This is a genomic window from Spongiibacter sp., from assembly GCF_041602295.1.
Taxonomy (GTDB): domain Bacteria; phylum Pseudomonadota; class Gammaproteobacteria; order Pseudomonadales; family Spongiibacteraceae; genus Spongiibacter.
Genome location: NZ_JBFIGO010000149.1, coordinates 1 through 4,999, shown reverse-complemented (window position 1 = coordinate 4,999; position 4,999 = coordinate 1). Strand labels below are relative to the sequence as shown.

4 protein-coding genes and 2 tRNA genes are annotated in these 4,999 nt (G+C 58.9%); 4 read left to right on the top strand and 2 right to left on the bottom strand.

Features of this window, described 5'->3' with window-relative positions; translation table 11 throughout:
- Positions 1-4 precede the first annotated feature (4 nt).
- A tRNA-Asn gene (locus ABYM29_RS14780) sits at positions 5-80 on the bottom strand.
- Between the two features lie 197 nt (positions 81-277).
- Here ABYM29_RS14780 and uvrB point away from each other — a divergent pair.
- Together uvrB and ABYM29_RS14770 are read left to right on the top strand one after the other, a co-directional pair.
- Positions 278-2,305 carry an excinuclease ABC subunit UvrB gene (gene uvrB / locus ABYM29_RS14775; protein WP_372865555.1) on the top strand — a complete coding sequence of 676 codons (2,028 nt, stop codon included), beginning with the start codon at positions 278-280 and terminating at the stop codon, positions 2,303-2,305.
- 81 nt (positions 2,306-2,386) lie between these two features.
- Positions 2,387-2,463 (top strand) — tRNA-Val (locus ABYM29_RS14770).
- A gap of 383 nt (positions 2,464-2,846) precedes the next feature.
- Here ABYM29_RS14770 and mobA read toward each other — a convergent pair.
- Positions 2,847-3,428 (bottom strand): molybdenum cofactor guanylyltransferase MobA, encoded by a 582-nt coding sequence (gene mobA, locus ABYM29_RS14765; protein WP_372865554.1) that lies wholly within the window; start codon positions 3,426-3,428, stop codon positions 2,847-2,849.
- A 113-nt stretch (positions 3,429-3,541) separates the two neighbouring features.
- Between mobA and tsaB the strand changes: the two genes are divergently transcribed.
- Both tsaB and ABYM29_RS14755 read left to right on the top strand, forming a co-directional pair.
- On the top strand, positions 3,542-4,216 hold the full coding sequence (gene tsaB / locus ABYM29_RS14760; protein ID WP_372865553.1) for a tRNA (adenosine(37)-N6)-threonylcarbamoyltransferase complex dimerization subunit type 1 TsaB: 675 nt from the start codon (positions 3,542-3,544) through the stop codon (positions 4,214-4,216).
- Positions 4,217-4,235: 19 nt separating this feature from the next.
- Positions 4,236-4,999: undecaprenyl-diphosphate phosphatase (locus ABYM29_RS14755; protein ID WP_372865552.1), on the top strand; the 764-nt coding region annotated here is incomplete at its 3' end.

Here is a 4,999-nt window from a genome sequence, read left to right as displayed (position 1 = left end):
TGTTTGGCTCCGCCTGCTGGGCTCGAACCAGCGACCCAATGATTAACAGTCATTTGCTCTACCAACTGAGCTAAGGCGGAACAGCTTCATCAGCTGATGGCCGCGCATATTAAAGATCATTCCGGGGGGCGTCAAGCCTTTGTCGCAGAAAAGTGAAAATGCTTTTTCCTAGGCTTTTCCTCCGCTTAGAGATCGTTAGCAATGCGTTCTGCGTAAAGCTGCAGATATAGTAAACTGGTGGTTTTTCCGACAGCAGCGATCCATGCTGAGGAGTTCCATGGCCAAGCCGTTTCAAGTCGTTTCCAAATTTGCCCCCGCTGGCGACCAGCCCACCGCTATCAGGGGCTTGGTGGAGGGCGTGAATGCCGGTTTGCACGCGCAAACTCTGCTGGGGGTAACCGGGTCGGGCAAGACCTTCACTATTGCCAATGTGGTGGAGCAGTTGCAGCGGCCGACGATTGTGATGGCGCCCAATAAAACGCTGGCGGCCCAGCTCTACGGTGAGTTTAAAGAATTCTTTCCCAATAATGCCGTGGAGTACTTCGTTTCTTACTACGACTACTACCAGCCCGAGGCCTATGTGCCGGCTTCAGACACCTTTATCGAGAAAGATGCCTCGATTAACGACCATATCGAGCAAATGCGCTTGTCGGCTACCAAGGCGCTGATGGAGCGTTCCGACGCGATTATTGTGTCGTCGGTGTCGTCGATCTACGGTTTGGGTGATCCCGAGCTGTATTTCAAAATGGTGCTGCATTTGGTGCGCGGTGAGCGTATCGACCAGCGCAAGCTGCTGCGCCGCCTCGCGGAGCTGCAGTACACCCGCAACGATATGGCCTTTCAGCGCGGTACCTACCGGGTGCGCGGTGATGTTATCGATATTTTCCCCGCCGAAAGCGAGAAAGATGCGGTGCGGGTCGAGTTGTTTGACGATGAAATCGACAGTATTAGCGGTTTCGATCCCTTGACGGGTGAGTCCTACGGCAAAATGCCGCGGGTGACGATCTACCCGAAAAGCCACTATGTCACGCCCCGAGAAACCCTGTTGGCGGCGGTGGATCGTATTGAGGAAGAATTGAACGAACGCCTGGAGCAGCTGCGCAGCAATGAGCTGTTGGTGGAGGCCCAGCGTCTAGAGCAGCGCACCCGCTACGACCTGGAGATGATTCGCGAGTTGGGTTACTGCAATGGCATTGAGAATTACTCGCGCTACCTGTCTGGGCGTGATCCCGGCGCCGCGCCGCCGACGCTGTTTGACTACTTGCCGGAAAATGCCCTAGTGGTGATCGATGAGTCCCATGTGACGATTCCGCAGATTGGCGCGATGTACAAGGGCGACCGCTCGCGCAAGGAGACACTGGTGCAATACGGTTTTCGGCTGCCTTCGGCGCTGGATAATCGGCCGATGCGTTTTGAGGAGTGGGAGCGACTGGTGCCCCAGTTGATTCTGGTGTCGGCGACCCCCGGTCCCTATGAAGAGGAGCACGCGGCCAGGGTGGTTGAGCAGGTGGTGCGGCCCACCGGGCTGATCGATCCCGAAGTGGAGGTGCGCCCAGCCAGTAGTCAGGTGGACGACCTGCTGTCGGAGATCAATAAGCGCGTCGCCAAGCAGGAGCGGGTGCTGGTGACCACGCTCACCAAGCGCATGGCGGAAGATCTGTCGGAATATCTCGATGAGCACGATGTGCGCTGCCGCTATTTGCACTCCGATATCGATACGGTGGAGCGGGTGGAAATTATTCGCGATCTGCGGCTGGGTAAGTTTGATGTGCTGGTCGGTATTAACTTGCTGCGCGAGGGCCTGGATATGCCCGAGGTGTCGCTGGTGGCGATTCTCGACGCCGACAAGGAGGGCTTTTTACGCTCCGAGCGCTCGCTGATTCAGACCATCGGCCGCGCCGCGCGGAACCTGAACGGCAAGGCCATTCTCTACGGCGACCGCATTACCGGCTCGATGCGCCGCGCCATCGATGAAACCGAGCGCCGCCGCGAGAAGCAGGTCGCTCACAATGAAGCTCACGGGATTGTGCCCAAGGGCGTACACAAATCGGTGGAAGATATACTGGAGGCCGCCGCCGCGCCGGGCTCTAAAGCCAATCGCCGCGGTCGCGACCAGCGCAAGGCGGCCGAACCGGCGGGTGATTACCTGCTCGATGCCGAGTCGATGGCGCCCGGCGAGCTGGCGAAAATGCTCAAAACCATGGAGCAGCAGATGCAGGAGCACGCCAAAAATCTCGAGTTTGAGGCCGCCGCCAAGCTGCGCGATCGCCTGCACGAAATCAAAGAGCGAATGTTCATCAGCTGATAAAGCCTGCTAAGCAGGCCTTGTCTTCCCCTCAAAGCCTGCTTATAATGCGCCGCTCTTAGGGCATATCGCCCGCGCAGTACGACCGTAGCTCAGCTGGTTAGAGCACCACCTTGACATGGTGGGGGTCGGTGGTTCGAGTCCACTCGGTCGTACCAAGAATTTAAAAGGCCCGCTTATAGCGCGCCTTTTTCGTTTCTGCGTGTCGCAGTCTCTCTGTCATGTGGGGCAGGATGGCTGCTTATCCACTGTTGCGCAGCATGGTTGGCGGCAATACGTGCTGTTTCGGAATCGTTAAAACACACTTCCAATTGTTCGAAGTGCGCTATGTGATCGTCATCTCCTGTCGAGTTTAGGGTGTCGATACTGTAACTTGCCGTATAGTAAGGTTCACCCAATTGAGATACGTGTGTGGTGAATTTTCGCAGGGACATAGGCCGACTTCTCTTATAAGCAATGAAGTTAGACCTTATAAAAGGGAGCACGCGCGTACAAGGACAAAACTGAGCTCGACCCGCAGTATGGCTGCAGTTAAGGGCGGTTAGCCCTGGTGTAAATCTTCCCCCAAGTTAATATTCCGAAAATTCTCCCGCCGATCCGCAAAGTCCACCGCCACGGCGCCGCGCTCGGCATACCAGCCTTTAACGCTGCGCCGCCCGCTGGCCAGATAGTCGCGCAGGCTGGCCAGCTCACTGCGATTAATTAGTGCGTACAGGTACTGATCGCGCTCACCGTCATAGGCGAAGCGGATGCCGCTACTGGCCGATGCAGCGCTCAGGCGCTGATAAAGATCGCTGGGGGGCTGCGGATTGTCGCAGGGTAGCAGCAATACCTGTGGATAGTTGGCGGCTTCCAGGCCGCTAAGCAGGCCGGCGAGGGGGCCGGGGAAGTCGGGCAGGCTGTCGCAGATGGTGCGGCCGTATTGCGCATAGCGTTCGGTATTGCGGTTGCAGCTGATCAGCAGCTCGCCGGCGTCGTCGGCCATCGCTGCGCAAATATGGGCGATCAGAGGCTGGCCCTGCCAACTGATAAGCCCCTTGTCGCGGCCCTGCATGCGCCGCCCTTGGCCGCCGGCCAGTATCAGCAGGCTGTAGGGTGGTGTTTGCGGGGCTGGCGTGCTCATGGGTACACCTTGTTTTTCATCTGTGGAGGGGTGTTCAGGCCACTATGTTAGGGGCGCGCTGTGCTATGATGCCAGCGTTTTTTTATGTGGGCTGCCGCCGGATAATCACTGCTATGACGACACTACTTGCCATTGATGCCGCCACCGAAGCCTGCTCGGTGGCGCTGCTGCGCGACGGGCAGATTCAGGAGGACTACCGCCTGTTGCCCCGCGCCCATACGCGCTTTTTGTTGCCGATGGTCGACGAACTGCTCAGTGCTGCCGAGCTAAAGCTGGCGCAACTCGATGGTATTGCGTTTACCGCTGGCCCGGGCTCGTTTACCGGTTTGCGGGTGGCGATTGCCACGGTGCAGGGCCTGGCCTTTGCCAGCGGCCTGCCGGTGTTGCCGGTTTCCAGCCTGGCAGCGATGGCGCAGTTCTACGCTGAGCGCGAGGCGCTGGCCGACGGCAGCGTGCTGCTGCCGGCATTGGACGCGCGCATGGACGAGGTGTATCTCGGTCGCTACGCCTACCGCAGTGGCTTGGTCGAGGGGCTGGCCAGCGATGCACTGCTGGCACCAGAGGCGGTCAGTAATACCGCTGCGGCGGCGGTGGGGCTTGGCGATGGCTGGAAGTACGCGGCGCGCTTTGCCGACGCCGCGCCGCGCTGTGTCGACACCGAGATACTGCCGCGCGCCAGCGCCGCCCTGCGCCTGGCCGAGCGTGACTTCCTTGCCGGCAAGGCGCTGCCCGCCGAGCAGGCGCAGCCGGTCTATCTGCGTGACAGTGTTGCCTGGCAAAAAAATTAAGCGATAGGGATAACTATTAATGGATGCATTACAGGCCGTTATTCTGGCGGCTATTCAGGGCCTCACTGAATTTTTACCGATCTCCAGCTCCGGTCACCTAGTATTGCCGCAAACCCTGTGGGGCTGGGAAGATCAGGGCTTGGCCTTTGACGTGGCCGTGCATGTGGGCTCGCTGTTGGCGGTGTTGGCATATTTTCGCCGCGACGTCAGTAAGCTGCTCACCGCCTGGACACAGAGTATTGTCGCCAAACAGCAGGGCCCGGATAGCCGATTGGCGTGGATGGTGATTGTGGCGACACTGCCGGCCGTTGTCGCCGGCTTGCTGCTGAACGACTTTATCGAGCAACACCTTCGCGGCGGCGTGGTGCTGGCCACCACGACGCTGGTATTTGGCATTATTTTGGGCGTGGTCGACCGCTATTCCAGCCACAGCCGCAGCATTGCCGATATTGGCCTGCGCCTGGCGCTGATTATTGGTTTTGCCCAGGTACTGGCCCTGGTACCCGGGACTTCGCGTTCCGGTATTACTATGACTGCCGCCTTGATGCTGGGTCTGGGGCGCAGCGATGCCGCGCGCTTTTCCTTTCTGTTGTCCATGCCGATTATTGCTGCGGCCGGCAGCTACAAACTGCTGGAGTTACTGCAGGGTGGCAGTCAGGTGCCCTGGGACCTATTGGCCATCGGCTTGCTGGTGTCGGCGGTAACCGCCTACGCTTGTATCAGTGTGTTTATGAACTGGGTAGAGCGCGTGGGCATGATGCCGTTTGCGATCTACCGGGTGAT